This is a genomic window from Rossellomorea sp. LjRoot5 (genome assembly GCF_964253455.1).
Lineage (GTDB): Bacteria > Bacillota > Bacilli > Bacillales > Bacillaceae_B > Rossellomorea.
In genome coordinates, this window is sequence record NZ_CAXUQN020000001.1 from 1,085,412 (window position 1) to 1,098,375 (window position 12,964).

The following is a 12,964-nucleotide window of genomic DNA, read 5'->3' on the forward strand; positions in this document are numbered from 1 at the left end:
GATGTTGGAACGTCGAACACCCATTAAGGTAGAAGAAGCCATAGAATGTCTCCTGAAGTATAAAAAGAGCGGCGCAATCGAAACCGTGGAAATCGAAAAGGCATCCGGCAGATTCCTTGGGGAAGATCTATTTGCCGATCATGATGTCCCTCTATTTGACCGCTCCCCATATGATGGGTTTGCGATAAGGGCCGAAGATACTACATATGCCTCGAGGGAACATCCTGTTCATATGGAAGTGGTTTCTGAAATAGGAGCAGGAAGTGTATACAATCAACCAATAAAAGAGAACCAGGCCGTAAGGATCATGACAGGCGCACCGATTCCAGAGGGAGCGAGCGCAGTGGTCATGCTTGAATTGGTGAAGAACTATGAGGAAAACGGGAGCGCATACATCACCATAAACCGGCCATATAAGGAGGGGGACAATATTTCCTTCCGGGGAGAGGATACGAAAAAGGGGACGATCCTTGCTGAAAAAGGAACGTACATCAATCCCGGGATCGTGGCACTCCTGGCTACATTCGGCTATAAGGAAGTACCAGTCAGCAGGAAACCGAAAGTAGGGGTCCTGGCGACCGGAAGTGAATTGCTTGAAATAGATGAACCACTCGTACCCGGCAAGATCCGGAATAGTAATTCCTATATGGTCCTCTCCCAGATTGAACGGGCAGGGGGCGAAGGGATCTTCCTGGGGCAATTGAGCGATGACTTTGACCTGTGCTTCGGGCACGTGGAAAATGCCCTTCAACAGGTGGATTTCCTGATCACGACGGGCGGTGTATCCGTAGGGGATTATGATTACCTTCCGGATATTTATAAAAAGCTTGGAGCAAATGTCCTGTTCAATAAAGTGGGAATGCGTCCTGGAAGTGTCACAACGGTTGCAGAGAAGGATGGAAAGCTCCTATTCGGGTTATCCGGCAATCCATCTGCCTGTTATGTAGGTTTTGAATTATTCGTCCGACCCGTCATTCGATATTTTTTACAATGCCACAATCTCTTTGTCAGAAGTGAAGAAGCCGTTCTCGGTAAAGATTTTCCAAAGCCAAATCCCTTTACCCGGTTTGTCAGGGGGGAAATGACGTATTCAGGCGGAACTGTGTTTGCCGGGCCTACGGGTCTTGATAAATCAGGGGTCGTATCCTCACTGGCTTCTGCCAATGTCCTTATCGTCCTTCCGAGTGGAACAAGGGGATATAAGCAGGGGATGCGGGTACTCGTACTTCTGTTGGAAGACCAGCAGGGCAGTGATCACTTCGGGAAACGCATGTTAAAAAATGAATCAAGTGAAGAAAGGATGCAGCTCCGTGAATGACGAATTATTTGTGATAACAGATGCTCCTATCCGTCCTGAAGAAGTTTCTGCGAAAGTGGAAAGCCGGGACGCCGGAGCCGTAACCATTTTCTGCGGCACCGTCAGAGAATGGACGAAAGGAAGAAAGACCCTCTATTTAGAGTATCAGGCCTACGAATCGATGGCTGTGAAGAAACTTGCTGAAATCGGGGGGCAGGTCCAAGACAGATGGCCGGCTGCCAAGGTAGCGATCACACACCGGGTGGGAAGGCTCGAAATATCCGACGTGGCAGTGGTCATTGCCGTATCATCCCCCCACAGGAAAGCGGCCTATGAAGCCAATGAGTACGTGATCGAACAGATAAAGAAAATCGTCCCGATCTGGAAGAAAGAGCACTGGGAAGATGGCGAACAGTGGATAGGAGATCAACTCCAGCAGGTAGAATATCGGGACGGGAAACCAATGAAAGGGAGTGAAGCGGATGATTAAGGTATTCCTTTTTGCCCATCTGCAGGAAAGGGCAGGCCGACATGAAGTGACGATAGATAAGGGGGAACTTACCGTGAGAGAGCTGAAGGAACGGCTGATGGACGAGTATCATCTTCCTTCTTTAGAAAGCGTCATGGTTGCCGTCAATGAACAATACTCCCTGGAAGATGAAGTGATTTCTGCAGGAGACGTTGTTGCCCTCATTCCTCCAGTCAGCGGGGGATGATAGGGGTACCCGCCAGACGATGAAGATATGAAAGGAGACGATCCATTGTTAGAGGAACATCGGAAGTCATCGGCTAAAATAGTGACATGTAAAGTGGTGACAGTAAGCGATACAAGAACAAAAGAAACAGATAAAAGCGGAAAGCTGCTTAAGGAGTTACTCCAACAATCAGGACATGCAGTCGCTGAATATGAGATCGTAAAAGATGATATCAGCACCATTACGGCTTCACTTGAAAAAGCGATACATAATCAAGAGATACAGGCGGTTTTATTGAATGGTGGAACCGGGATCAGCAAAAGGGATGTAACGATAGAAGCGGTAAAACCTTTATTGGATAAAGAATTGGTGGGCTTTGGTGAACTGTTCCGTTTCCTGAGTTACAGGGATGATATTGGCACAGCTGCCATCCTATCAAGGGCGATTGCAGGGGTATCGGGTGACACGATCATCTTTTCCATGCCGGGATCATCGGGAGCCGTGAAACTTGCGATGGAACAATTGATCATTCCCGAAATAGGTCATATGGCAAATGAAATGACAAAGGATTCGAGGTAGAAGGAAAACATGATGACTAAAAGGATATGGATCATCATCACCATTATACTCCTTATGACCGGCTGTTCTCCTAAAGACCGGGACAAGGTCACCCTGACCATATCGGCAGCGGCCAGTCTGAAAGAAAGCATGATGGAAGTGAAAAGGGACTTTGAAAAACAGCATCCCACCATTCAGGTCGTCTTTAACTTTGGCGGGACCGGCGCTTTAAGAAAACAGGTGGAACAAGGCGCCCCGAGTGATGTGTTCCTTTCTGCATCCAAAAAGGATTATGAAAGATTGGTAGTCCGGGGATTGATTGACTCAAGACTTGGAGGGTCGTTCTTAACAAACCGATTAGTGATCATCGCCCCTGAATCCAGGACTGAACTAAGTCTTGATGACCTTTCCCACTCAAAGGATAAGCTAGCCATAGGAAACCCGGCATTTGTACCGGCAGGAAACTATGCGAAACAGGCACTGATGGGTATGGATAAATGGAATACGGTCAAGGATCAGCTGGTATTGGCCAAGGATGTAAGAGGGGTGCTTACACTGGTGGAAAATCAGTCTGTTTCGTTAGGGATCGTCTATGCCAGTGATTTGACCGTAAGCGAAAAGGTGAAATCCATACAGGAGATCAATCCTTCCTTTCATTCAAAGATCGGTTACTATGCAGGAGTATTGCAAAACAGCAAGCATCCAAAAGAAGCAGCCGTTTTTTACAAATTTGTCGTCAGTGAGAAAAGAAAGGATACGTTTGAAAGATTTGGATTTACGAAAGGGTAATCTGTGAAAAAGTAGGTGGACATTCAAATGGAGTCATTTTGGTTCCCTATCAAGCTTTCCCTTTTGGTCGCAGCGTCGGCAACCATTTTCACGTTCATTGTTTCTGTAGCACTTTCACATAGGTTCTCCCGGATCAACTTTCAGGGAAAGACCGTTTTGGAAACTCTGTTCATGCTGCCGCTCGTATTACCCCCGTCCGTCGTCGGGTTTATCCTTCTCATATTGTTTGGGATCAATAGTCCGATAGGGAGAGAAATAGAAAAACTAATGGGAGAAACGATTTTGTTTACACCATATGCCGCCATCGTTGCCGCTGTCGTGGTGGCGTTTCCATTGATGTATCAATCAGCCAAAGCAGGATTTCTCGGCATAGATGAAGATATTGAGGCAGCTTCCCGGGTGGATGGGGCTTCAGAGAGGAAGACACTTATATACGTTTCGATCCCGCTGGCAAGCAGATCCCTGCTGACCGGATCAGTACTCAGTTTCACGAGGGCATTGGGGGAATTCGGGGCCACGTTACTGTTTGCAGGGAACATCCCGGGAAAAACCCAGACCATCTCAACGGCCATTTACGTGGCCATTGAATCCGGGGAAGACGCCCTCGCGTGGAAGTATGTAGGGATAAGCATGGCGGTTTCCTTCATCTTCCTGCTGTTGGTCAATCGAATCAATGACCGGCCCTGAAAATCGAAGGCCGGTAGATTCATAGGGGTAGTGAATCAGAGAGGATCCCGGTGGAAATCACCATTTTTCCCGCCCGATTTATGCAATAAGTAGGTCTGTCCGATGATCATGCCTTTATCTACAGACTTACACATATCATACACACAAAGGGCTGTTGCCGTAGCGGCAGTCAAGGCTTCCATCTCCACCCCGGTGCTCCCCTTCGTTTTTACTTCTGCCGTTATAAGTAGCTCATAAGCGGCATCACTCATCTCTTTCCAGGTGAAAGAGATATTGACACTGCTGATGGGAATGGGATGGCACATCGGGATGATGGCAGATGTCTGTTTTGCCGCCATGATACCGGCAACCTGGGCCACTCCTAGGACATCGCCTTTTTTAAAATCATGATGAACGATTTTTTGATGAATTTCCTGATTGACTTGAATCGAAGAGTGAGCAATGGCATTCCGGACGGTTTCCTCTTTATCCGATATATCAACCATTTTCGCTCTGCCCTCTTCATTAAAATGAGTAAAGTTAGACATTATTTTCACCTCTGTTTTTAGTGTAATCGTAATTTGAAGGAAAGTAAAACATCCATTACCCACAGTGGAGCAGCTGATTCTCACCAATGAAGGTACCTAACTCTGAGTGTTATGGCTAATCTGAATTTGCAGAGTTTATTGCTTTTGATGAAGCGAGTGGTGGTTGATTTCCGCTGCAGGTGCTCGCTTTCCGCGGGGCGTGAGTTGAGCCTCCTCGGGCTAAAGCCCTGTGGGGTCTCAAGATCCAGCTACGGTGGCTAGCCCCTCGAGGTCATAAGCTAAATGGTCCAAGAAGGCAAAAGAACGCCTTCTTAGCCCATTCATCTTATGCTTGTCGGGGCTGAGCAAGCCACCTCCGCTTTTCAGGCTTTCCCGCTATTCCCGTCGGAGTCGAGCACCTTCCGCTACAATCAACTGACTATGAAGCTGTTTTTACTAGTGTTAGAATATTACCCTTCAAAATTGATTATTGGTTTGAAGTCTATTAAATCATAATGGAAGAGAGGGGATTCGTGTGTTCAAGGGCATTCCGGTCATACAGGTCGTTGGATTTAAGAATAGCGGGAAGACTTCCCTGGTGTGCCGCATGATCCAACATGGGTTCAGGCATCTCTGAAAAAAGGAAGGGGGTGTTAGAGGATGCGTGATATCACATTAGCGGGCGTCATTGTGGCAGGGGGACAATCCAGGCGATTCGGAAGCGACAAAGCTTTCTCCCTTTATAAAGGAAAGCCGTTCTTTCAGCACTCGCTTCAGGCCGTTTCTTCATTTGCCGATGAGGTGATCATTGTAACAAGCCGGGCGTTATTCTCCCGATTCGATGCACTGCCCAATGTAAAGGTAGTAGAGGATGTAGAAGAATTCAAAGGCTGTGGACCTCTGGCTGGGATCTACACGGCCATGAGTGAATATCAAGCGGAATGGTACGCCGTACTTCCTGTCGATGTTCCGCTTGTGACGAGCAGCTTAGTGAACCGGCTGATAAGTAAAGTGGATGAAAGGTATGATGCGATTGTTCCGGTCATTGGTGGTAAGCTTCAACCTTTATTAGCCCTGTATCGGGAGTCTGTAAGGGAAAAGATCTATGACCAGCTCGTTAGTGAAGATTACAAAATGGGTAATATACTTAAAGGACTCTCTGTCCTATATTTGACAGAAGAGGAAGTAGGAGAAAGGAAAGCCTTTCATAATATCAATACGAAGCAAGATTACGATACTCATATTGAATGAAAATATGAAATATGTAATTGGAGGAACCCTGCATGGAACATATCATAGACAAGAGAACCCGAACCCTTCGTGATTTGAGGATTTCTGTAACGGATCGATGTAATTTCCGGTGCAGGTACTGCATGCCGAAAGAAGTTTTTGGTGCAGATTATCCATTTTTAGAAAGAGAAGAGATTCTTTCATTTGAGGAGATCACTCGTTTAGCCGGCATTTTTTCTGAATTCGGTGTGGAAAAAATCAGGCTCACGGGGGGAGAACCCCTGCTTAGAAGAAATCTGCCGGTCTTGATTGAAAGCTTATATAATGTGTCAGGTATAAAGGATATCGCCTTAACGACAAATGGAGTATTCCTGCCGAAGCATGCAAAGGCATTGAAACAAGCAGGCCTTACAAGAGTGAACGTAAGTCTGGATTCCTTGAATGATGAGGTATTTATGAAGATCAATGATGTGGGCAGGGGAGTGAAGCCCGTATTGGATGGAATTCGCGCTGCAAAAGGGGAAGGCCTTGAAGTGAAAGTGAATATGGTAGTGAAAAAAGGTCTTAGCGACAATGAAATCATGCCAATGGTTCACTATTTTAAACAAGAAGGGATCACTCTCAGGTTCATCGAGTTTATGGATGTCGGAACCACAAACGGCTGGAATTATAAAGATGTCATCAGCAAGAAGGAAATCCATGATGTCATAAACAGTCATTATCCATTGGAACCCGTCGAGCCCGGTTACCATGGAGAAGTGGCAAAAAGATATCGGTACAGCGGGACCAATACGGAGGTGGGATTCATTTCCTCCGTGACGGAAAGTTTTTGTACCAGCTGCAATCGGGCACGGATATCCACGGATGGAAAGCTGTTCACGTGTCTATTTGCCCAAAGCGGATTCGACTTGAAGGCTATGATACGGGGCAAAGCTTCTGATAAAGAACTGAAGGAAGCGATCAGGAGCGTATGGGAAAAACGGGATGATCGTTATTCTGAAATAAGGACGGAAGAAAGCCAGGCATCCCGGAAAATTGAGATGTCCTATATTGGAGGATAAATGAAAAAGCAAGGATTGCTCACCAAAGAGAAATCCTTGCTTTTTTGAACGGATTGACTCGATCACTGATAGTTGATGACTGCTGGACTTGGATCCATCTTAAGCACCTCTTCGGGTGTCAGGACAGGGAAATCCTTCTCATAGAAGACTTTGAAGGCGCCGTACTGAGTCGGTTCATCCCTGACGTATCGGCCATACAATGCCTTCTTGTCCGCAGCTGCTCCCCAGCCGTCGAAGTTGATGGCGACTTCAACGTTTTCAGTCGGCTTGATCGCATCCTTGTTCGTCAGCACGGGACCGGTGAATTGGTGGACGAGGACCAGTTTATCCGGCAGGTTATTTTTTTCCACAAGCGCTGATATATACTCGATGGCCTCCTGGATTTTGCGGCCATCGACTTCACCGAGATCCTCACCGGGCTTTTCCCCTTCGGCTACGTGGAATTCCGTATCGATCGCCAGGTGAACATTCGGACGCTTCAGCCACTTTTCAACCATCTTCACCTGATTCATCACCGTATCCGTTCCGAGTTGAATATCGAGCAATACGAGTGCATCATGCTTGTCGGCAAGCTTCACATACGTTTCGATATTTTCCTCAGAAGTCATCTGCACATAATCACCGTCTGGACCAGGGGCACTCTGGGCCATGGTGGTAATCAATTCAATCGTCGGGACCGCTGGACGATCCGGGTCGAGATTGGAATAGACCTGGGTTTGTTCTTTCAGTTTCTTTATGTATTCTTCTGGTTCGTATTTTCCGAGAATGCCCATATGTTTGGATGCTGGTGTTCCATAGTAGGTCACGAGACGATGGTTCTTCAATGGTCCGTCCGATGGGTCTTCCACACCGTTTGCAAGCGTCTCACCCAAAGGCACCGTTCGCTGAGGTTTCTCCTTCTGTCCCTCTTGATCAGTCTGAGTTTCTTCGGTCTCTGTTTCTTCAGCCAGTCTTTCCTTCAGGGACACTGCATCTTCAGCCGGTTCCAGCGGTTTGAAAGGTGGCTTACTTTCTTCCTTGCTTTCTGCGACCTTGTCTTCTTTCGGTTTCTTTTCTGCCTTATCTTGTTCCGAAGCGGCTTCTTTCTTTTCCTGTTCTTTTGTTGCAGTGGGGGAGGAACAGGCTCCCAGTGCAAGTGTTACGGTTAACATTAGCGGCAAATATTTATTCATTGCCTCACACATCCTTTTTCTTAGAAGATTATGGAGGAGTTTAACACATTTTCCTCTACAAGAAAGCTATGTAAACAAATTGATAGAAAGATTTAATCAAAAAAAGCGCCAAACCCTGGCTTATGCTTTGGGGCTTGGCACTTATTCTATCATTCTATGATCTCTACTGTATATTTGTAAGTTTTGCATTACATCGATGGCTTGTGTTTCAGTTGCTGCCGAATGGAGTAAAGGGCTTTTTCAACGGTTTGTTTGTTCTTTTCCGTGATTTCCCCTTTTCTCGGTATCGGCTTATAGATATCGGGTGCATCCGTCCATTCTGTCGGTAACGTGACGCCTGCTTTTCCTTTCCAGCGTTCGACCCATTTGGAGGGAAAAGATGATGCGAGGTCCATCTGCCCTGTCATTTCCATCCAGATCATGCCCCAGGCACGTGGGACGACCCTCCAAATGTCATAGCCACCGCCGCCGACGGCAATCCATTTCCCATCGCAATACTCATGGGCAAGCTCATGGGCGATGCGGGGGATTTCCCGGTAGATGTTCATGGTTGCTGATAGATGGGTGAGTGGATCATAGTAATGGGCATCCGCCCCGTTTTGGGTCAAGATTACGTCCGGTTTGAAGAACTCAATGACTTCCCGGAAGGACGTCTCGTAGGCCTCGATCCATGATTCATCTTCCGTGAAGGCATCGAGGGGGATATTGAATGAATATCCATATCCTTTACCGTGACCGCGCTCATTGATATTGCCCGTTCCCGGGAAGAGATACCGGCCTGTTTCGTGAATCGACAGGGTGCACACGTCGGGATCATCGTAAAATGACCACTGGACCCCATCCCCATGATGGGCATCCGTATCCACGTACAAAACCCTTGCCCCGTATTTTTCCTGTAAATAGCGGATCGCCACGGAGCTGTCGTTATAAATACAGAACCCGGAAGCCTTACCCTTGAACCCGTGATGTAATCCGCCCCCCAAGTGGATAGCATGCTTCGCTTTACCCGTCATGACGCAGTCAACGGCCGTCAGCGTGCCGCCCACTAAATACGCACTTGCTTCATGCATACCTTGAAACATGGGGGTATCTTCCGTGCCGATCCCGAACCCTTCTGCCTGATTTTGAGAAAGCTGGCCATTACTCGCTTGTCTGACAGCGTTTACATAGTTGGGATCATGATTAAGGAACAACTCTTCATCAGTAGCCATCCGCGGAGGGACGATGTCATCCGGTTGAAGAGCCTTCACTTCCTTTAAGAGGTCCATCGTCAGAGTGATCCGGGTCTGATTGAAGGGATGCTCATCAGAGAACCGGTACCCCAGCAGTTCATCTGAATAAATGAAGACAGCATCCTTTGTCATGATGAGATTCCCGGCATGTTTGGCCATAACACGTCATATCCTTCTTTTTTAAGATCACTGATCACGTTCATCGGGTTCATCGTCCGTACCCGGAATACAAGGATTTTAAAGGATTCGTCTTTTTTATCCGGATAGACAAGGACACTTTGGATATTGGAATTATGACGTCTGATGATGCCGGCCACTTCATAGAGGATGCCGGCTTTATGAGGGACCTTCACTTCAATCTGTGATCCAGGCTGATGGGCACCGGTCAATTGAATGAGGGTATAAAGCAAATCGGTTTCCGTAATGATCCCCACAAGCTTCTTTTCCTTCAGTACCGGAAGGCAGCTGATATGATGCTCATAAAAGAGGGCAGCGACTTCTTCCACGAAATCCAGTGGATGCCCCGTGATCACGTCGGTCTTCATGATGAATTTAAGAGGCTTCTGCAGCTCGGAAGTAACGGACCCATCATGGAAGATGGAAGGTGTACCATCCTTCACGTCCCGGTCACTTACGATGCCGACGACTTCCATCTCGTCATTCGTGATCGGGATATGCTTGATTTTCTTTTCCCTCATTAAGTTTATGGCCGATTCAATCGTATCGTCTGCTTTCAATGTTTCGATTTTCGTTTTCATTATCTCTTCTACAATCACGCTCTCCACCCCTTTTAGAAACAGTCACGTTAATACATAAAGCGATTCATAAATCGAAGCTGATCAAATTGCTGAACAGAATCTGAATCCACTCGTTTTCCGATTCTCGCCATTAAGCAGTTGGCCGGATGGGAACTGATTTCAGGGTCATCCGTTGCGTAATATTCAAGTCCGCCGGCGTTCATCATCTTCTCCATCACTTTCCGGTATTCCCATACGTTCAGGCCTGTTCCTTTGAGGTCCCAGTGCCAATAGTATTCTGTGGTAATGACGATGTAATCTTCCATATGATCATCCATCATGGATACTTTCAATAGATTCTTCCCAACGGCCGCCCCGCGGAATTTCGGGATGACCTCGATGGCCCCGAGCTCGATCAGGTTCTCCATCTTTCCCTGAGACCACCGTTCGAGGGGATCGGGATATAAGTATGTAACGTACCCGACAATGGTATGATTGTCCCTTGCAATCAAGATGCGCCCTTCCGGTAAACCGGCAATCTCGATAAGGGCTTTGTGCTGCTGGGCCGGGGGTCTGAAAGCGACCAGGTCCTCATGGAAATCAAGGCGGGATAACTCCTCTGCCGAAATCGGACCTTCAATAATGATATTTCCTTTTGTTGTCTTTAACTCTGTTGCATTATAGGTTTTTTTCAATTTCATCTGGACACCACCTAAAGATATTCCTCTCTTCCATTATACATGAAATAAAAAACGAGAGAGCGCTTTCACGAAAAATTCAGACCTTCAGATTAGGATTGTTATTCTGAAATATCTATTAGTGACAGGGTTTTGAGGGGGAATTGCATCAGAATCCAGTGGACATACTCCGTGGCAGATTTTTTAAAAAATTGAGAAAATATCTGTTTTATACTATAATAAGATTGTAATTTCTTACATAAGGGGGATACGGTATATGAAAGTGGAAGCGCTACCAGTGACTAAGGGAAACTATAATCTTGAAAACTATGAAAATACGTATGATTCATTCGATTGGAAAGAGGTCGAGAAGGAATTTTCATGGGCGGAAACAGGTCGCGTCAATCTTGCGCACGAAGCGATTGACCGGCATGCAGTGTCTTTCAGGAAGAATAAGGTCGCTCTTTATTACCGAGATGCAGAACGTGATGAAAAATATACGTACTCTGATATGAAGAAGATGTCGAACAAAGCAGGAAATGTATTGAAGAGGTTTGGGGATGTTGAAAAAGGTGACCGTGTCTTCATCTTCATGCCAAGATCACCGGAATTGTATTTCTCCGTACTGGGTGCGATCAAGCTAGGAGCCATCGTGGGGCCATTGTTTGAAGCATTCATGGAGGGAGCAGTCCGGGATCGCCTGGAAGATAGCGAAGCTAAGGTTCTCATCACCACTCCCGAACTATTGAAAAGGGTTCCTGTAAGTGAACTGCCGAATCTGAAACATGTCTTCCTTGTTGGGGAAGATGTGGAGGAAGATGATGTGCATGTGGACTTTATGGCTAAATTCGCTGAAGCGAGCGATAAGCTTGAAGTAGAATGGGTGGACCGGAACGATGGTCTGATCCTTCACTACACGTCAGGTTCCACCGGGAAACCTAAAGGGGTCCTTCACGTCCATAACGCCATGATCCAGCACTATCAAACGTCTAAATGGGTACTGGACCTTCAAGAAGAGGATGTGTATTGGTGCACAGCGGATCCAGGCTGGGTCACAGGTACTTCATATGGAATCTTCGGTCCGTGGCTGACGGGCGCCTCCAACGTCATTGTCGGGGGACGTTTCAAGCCGGAGAACTGGTATAAAACGATTGAAGACTACGGTGTGACGGTCTGGTACAGCGCACCGACTGCCTTCCGGATGCTGATGGGTGCAGGGGATGAAGTCGTGAAGCAATTCGACCTGAGCTCCCTTCGCCATATCCTGAGCGTCGGGGAGCCGTTAAATCCCGAGGTTGTCCGTTGGGGAATGAAAGTATTCAATCTGCGCATCCATGATACGTGGTGGATGACGGAAACAGGTGCTCAGCTGATCTGTAACTATCCAAGCCTTGAGATCAAACCGGGCTCCATGGGAAAACCATTCCCTGGTGTCAAAGCCGCGATCGTCGATGATCAAGGAAATGAAGTGCCTCCTTACCGGATGGGGAACCTGGCCATCAAAAAAGGCTGGCCATCGATGATGAATCAGATCTGGAATAACCCACAGAAGTATGAATCATATTTCATGCCTGGTGATTGGTACGTTTCAGGGGATTCCGCTTACATGGATGAAGACGGATATTTCTGGTTCCAGGGACGGATCGATGATGTCATCATGACTTCAGGAGAAAGGGTAGGTCCTTTCGAGGTGGAAAGTAAGCTCGTTGAACATCCGGCTGTCGCAGAAGCTGGTGTCATCGGGAAGCCCGATCCCGTCCGTGGTGAAGTCATCAAAGCATTTATCGCCCTTCGTGACGGATACGAAGTGACAGACGAGTTGAAGGAAGAGATTCGCCAATTCGTGAAAAAAGGCCTCGCTGCCCATGCGGCACCGAGGGAAATTGAATTCCGCGACAAGCTGCCGAAGACGCGAAGCGGAAAAATCATGCGCCGCGTATTGAAGGCATGGGAATTGGATTTGCCGACAGGTGATTTGAGTACGATGGAAGATTGATGGATAAGTTAGATGGACCCCTGCTCTTTGTGAGTGGGGGTTTATTTGTGAGGTGCGAATGATCGCAGACAAATTCAAAAGCATAATACACAGTTTAAATTCCAATCAAAAAGCCTTAGAGATGCAAATATCTCTAAGGCTTTTTTCGAATCTTTTTCCATGTTCATTAAGGGAAGGTGATAAAGCCAGTTTGGTAAATAAGCGGAGGAATTCCGCTTATATATTAAATAGAACTGAAATTACCTTAAATAGACGTAAAGATGAGACTGTCGATTAATTAAAATGTGAAACTTTTACTTGACCTCACTGAATCTCAACTGCTATTTT

At 46.8% G+C, this 12,964-nt stretch carries 14 protein-coding genes; 9 read left to right on the plus strand and 5 right to left on the minus strand.

Annotated elements, in window-relative coordinates; translation table 11 throughout:
* The first annotated feature begins 4 nt into the window (after positions 1 to 4).
* From ACSQ2E_RS05515 to modB, 6 genes are read left to right on the plus strand one after another with little or no spacing between them, the layout of a single operon-like run.
* On the plus strand, positions 5 to 1,318 hold the full coding sequence (locus tag ACSQ2E_RS05515; RefSeq protein WP_435994401.1) for a molybdopterin molybdotransferase MoeA: 1,314 nt from the start codon (positions 5 to 7) through the stop codon (positions 1,316 to 1,318).
* Positions 1,311 to 1,787 carry a molybdenum cofactor biosynthesis protein MoaE gene (locus ACSQ2E_RS05520; RefSeq protein ID WP_435989625.1) on the plus strand — a complete coding sequence of 159 codons (477 nt, stop codon included), beginning with the start codon at positions 1,311 to 1,313 and terminating at the stop codon, positions 1,785 to 1,787. Before ACSQ2E_RS05515 ends, ACSQ2E_RS05520 begins: the two co-directional genes overlap by 8 nt.
* Positions 1,780 to 2,013, plus strand: coding sequence for a molybdopterin converting factor subunit 1 (gene moaD / locus ACSQ2E_RS05525; RefSeq protein WP_435989626.1), 234 nt, complete (start codon positions 1,780 to 1,782; stop codon positions 2,011 to 2,013). The genes ACSQ2E_RS05520 and moaD overlap by 8 nt, the downstream gene beginning before the upstream one ends.
* Positions 2,014 to 2,058: 45 nt before the next feature.
* On the plus strand, positions 2,059 to 2,571 hold the full coding sequence (locus tag ACSQ2E_RS05530) for a MogA/MoaB family molybdenum cofactor biosynthesis protein (protein ID WP_435989627.1): 513 nt from the start codon (positions 2,059 to 2,061) through the stop codon (positions 2,569 to 2,571).
* 9 nt (positions 2,572 to 2,580) lie between these two features.
* A complete protein-coding gene (gene modA / locus ACSQ2E_RS05535; protein WP_435989628.1) occupies positions 2,581 to 3,339 on the plus strand; it encodes a molybdate ABC transporter substrate-binding protein in 759 nt (252 codons plus the stop codon).
* A gap of 27 nt (positions 3,340 to 3,366) precedes the next feature.
* The gene (modB, locus tag ACSQ2E_RS05540; protein WP_435989629.1) at positions 3,367 to 4,026 is read left to right on the plus strand and encodes a molybdate ABC transporter permease subunit; all 660 of its coding nucleotides are present in this window, start codon (positions 3,367 to 3,369) and stop codon (positions 4,024 to 4,026) included.
* Positions 4,027 to 4,061: 35 nt separating this feature from the next.
* Here modB and moaC read toward each other — a convergent pair whose 3' ends face one another.
* Positions 4,062 to 4,553: a cyclic pyranopterin monophosphate synthase MoaC gene (gene moaC, locus ACSQ2E_RS05545; RefSeq protein ID WP_435989630.1), complete on the minus strand. Its 492-nt coding sequence runs from the start codon at positions 4,551 to 4,553 to the stop codon at positions 4,062 to 4,064.
* Positions 4,554 to 5,192: 639 nt separating this feature from the next.
* Here moaC and ACSQ2E_RS05550 point away from each other — a divergent pair.
* Positions 5,193 to 5,783 carry a molybdenum cofactor guanylyltransferase gene (locus tag ACSQ2E_RS05550; protein WP_435989631.1) on the plus strand — a complete coding sequence of 197 codons (591 nt, stop codon included), beginning with the start codon at positions 5,193 to 5,195 and terminating at the stop codon, positions 5,781 to 5,783.
* Positions 5,784 to 5,815: 32 nt separating this feature from the next.
* The gene (moaA, locus tag ACSQ2E_RS05555; RefSeq protein WP_435989632.1) at positions 5,816 to 6,823 is read left to right on the plus strand and encodes a GTP 3',8-cyclase MoaA; all 1,008 of its coding nucleotides are present in this window, start codon (positions 5,816 to 5,818) and stop codon (positions 6,821 to 6,823) included.
* A gap of 62 nt (positions 6,824 to 6,885) precedes the next feature.
* On the opposite strand, the gene ACSQ2E_RS05560 is transcribed toward moaA, so the two are convergent.
* The 4 genes from ACSQ2E_RS05560 to ACSQ2E_RS05575 all read right to left on the minus strand — a co-directional run bounded on the left by ACSQ2E_RS05560 (position 6,886) and on the right by ACSQ2E_RS05575 (position 10,665).
* Positions 6,886 to 7,995 carry a hypothetical protein gene (locus ACSQ2E_RS05560; protein ID WP_435989633.1) on the minus strand — a complete coding sequence of 370 codons (1,110 nt, stop codon included), beginning with the start codon at positions 7,993 to 7,995 and terminating at the stop codon, positions 6,886 to 6,888.
* Between the two features lie 188 nt (positions 7,996 to 8,183).
* Positions 8,184 to 9,359, minus strand: coding sequence for an acetoin utilization protein AcuC (locus tag ACSQ2E_RS05565; protein WP_435994403.1), 1,176 nt, complete (start codon positions 9,357 to 9,359; stop codon positions 8,184 to 8,186).
* Entirely contained in the window at positions 9,356 to 10,003 is a 648-nt protein-coding gene (locus tag ACSQ2E_RS05570; protein ID WP_435989634.1) for an acetoin utilization AcuB family protein, read from the minus strand. The genes ACSQ2E_RS05565 and ACSQ2E_RS05570 overlap by 4 nt, the downstream gene beginning before the upstream one ends.
* Before the next feature lie 29 nt (positions 10,004 to 10,032).
* Positions 10,033 to 10,665 (minus strand): GNAT family N-acetyltransferase, encoded by a 633-nt coding sequence (locus ACSQ2E_RS05575; protein WP_435989635.1) that lies wholly within the window; start codon positions 10,663 to 10,665, stop codon positions 10,033 to 10,035.
* 253 nt (positions 10,666 to 10,918) lie between these two features.
* On the opposite strand from ACSQ2E_RS05575, the gene acsA reads away from it, so the two are divergent.
* Positions 10,919 to 12,637, plus strand: coding sequence for an acetate--CoA ligase (gene acsA, locus ACSQ2E_RS05580; RefSeq protein ID WP_435989636.1), 1,719 nt, complete (start codon positions 10,919 to 10,921; stop codon positions 12,635 to 12,637).
* Positions 12,638 to 12,964 lie beyond the last annotated feature (327 nt).

What these genes read in the sequence shown, in the direction of transcription:
- moaD (WP_435989626.1), top strand. Translation starts at nt 1,780, where the DNA reads ATGATTAAGGTATTCCTTTTTGCCCATCTGCAGGAAAGGGCAGGCCGA.
- modA (WP_435989628.1), top strand. Translation starts at nt 2,581, where the DNA reads ATGATGACTAAAAGGATATGGATCATCATCACCATTATACTCCTTATG.
- modB (WP_435989629.1), top strand. Translation starts at nt 3,367, where the DNA reads ATGGAGTCATTTTGGTTCCCTATCAAGCTTTCCCTTTTGGTCGCAGCG.
- moaC (WP_435989630.1), bottom strand. Translation starts at nt 4,553, where the DNA reads ATGTCTAACTTTACTCATTTTAATGAAGAGGGCAGAGCGAAAATGGTT.
- ACSQ2E_RS05550 (WP_435989631.1), top strand. Translation starts at nt 5,193, where the DNA reads ATGCGTGATATCACATTAGCGGGCGTCATTGTGGCAGGGGGACAATCC.
- moaA (WP_435989632.1), top strand. Translation starts at nt 5,816, where the DNA reads ATGGAACATATCATAGACAAGAGAACCCGAACCCTTCGTGATTTGAGG.
- ACSQ2E_RS05560 (WP_435989633.1), bottom strand. Translation starts at nt 7,995, where the DNA reads ATGAATAAATATTTGCCGCTAATGTTAACCGTAACACTTGCACTGGGA.
- ACSQ2E_RS05565 (WP_435994403.1), bottom strand. Translation starts at nt 9,359, where the DNA reads ATGACAAAGGATGCTGTCTTCATTTATTCAGATGAACTGCTGGGGTAC.
- ACSQ2E_RS05575 (WP_435989635.1), bottom strand. Translation starts at nt 10,665, where the DNA reads ATGAAATTGAAAAAAACCTATAATGCAACAGAGTTAAAGACAACAAAA.
- acsA (WP_435989636.1), top strand. Translation starts at nt 10,919, where the DNA reads ATGAAAGTGGAAGCGCTACCAGTGACTAAGGGAAACTATAATCTTGAA.